Raw genomic sequence first — 1142 nt, forward strand, 5'->3', positions numbered from 1 at the left:
GCCATCACCCAGCCGTGAAATGGATTTCGAATGCCCCACCGTCAGTCTGCAGCCTTTCTATTCACGGATTCAGGTTCATGCTTAATTTAATAAGATTTGAGCACACCACAACGCCCCATAGTTAGTTTTGAAATTGTGCAAAAAAACCGGCAATGATGCGGGAAGCCAAGGACTTTATGCCACCTGGTAGCATATCTCAAATGTGTACATATTAGTTTTAGTTCAAAAATAATGCCTACCAGAAAGGAGGACCAAATGAGAGCGATACCTAATACTTCTATTTATATATTTACCGTTTTGTTTGCATGCCTGATATCACTATCATCTTTTTTAGCAACCACCATAACTTCTATACTTCACATTCAAACATGGTATGAAAGTTTCTGCATTTTTCTGTTTACAGTCTTCCTTCTGACCACAAGCTCCATTGCCGATCGGACTTTATTGTCGCTTTTCCCCATCGAACCAGGTCCAATATTGTCCAAATCGAGAGAAGACATTATTTGGGGAATACATGTTTTGTTTTATCTGATACTACTCAATTCCTTCATAAGAACCCGTATAATACCTGTTCCAATAATGAGGCTAATCTATGTATGTCTAGGACTAAAGATTGGTTCGAATAGTTATTGTTCAGGCATTATTCTTGACCCGCCATTTGTATCAATAGGCAACAACAGCATAATCGGTCAAGACTGTATCGTTTACGCTCACGCAATAGAAGGGCAACATCTCTCCATATCACCTGTTTCGATAGGCAATAATGTTACCATTGGCGCAAATAGTGTGGTCATGTCTGCTGTCACCATAGGTGATAATTCGATAGTTGCCGCTGGTGCCGTTGTGACTAAAGGAACGAACATACCACCGAACGAAATCTGGGGCGGTGTGCCAGCCAAGAGGTTGAGAGGAGCACCCAATGGAATGTTGCAACAAAAATGAGAGCCTTCGCTGTTTCGTGCGGAAGCTGGGAAAAATCCGATAACAGTATCAAAGGCCAATTATTTCGACCCATTTCGGGACAACAATTTTGACCCACTTGGGACGAAAAACTTAGCCCAAGTTTGTCACTTTTGTGTGTAAGTTACTGATTTTGTTGTAGAGTGCTTTCAAATTCTACACTACAAATTTTTCATTCGATG

Annotated in this window: 1 protein-coding gene; it reads left to right on the forward strand. The window is 40.9% G+C overall.

What is annotated here, in order from left to right; genetic code table 11:
• Window positions 1-255 precede the first annotated feature (255 nt).
• Entirely contained in the window at window positions 256-942 is a 687-nt protein-coding gene (locus BUB04_RS20020; RefSeq protein WP_073042312.1) for an acyltransferase, read from the forward strand.
• Window positions 943-1142: the final 200 nt, after the last annotated feature.

It is taken from the genome of Desulfacinum infernum DSM 9756, assembly GCF_900129305.1.
Lineage (GTDB): Bacteria > Desulfobacterota > Syntrophobacteria > Syntrophobacterales > DSM-9756 > Desulfacinum > Desulfacinum infernum.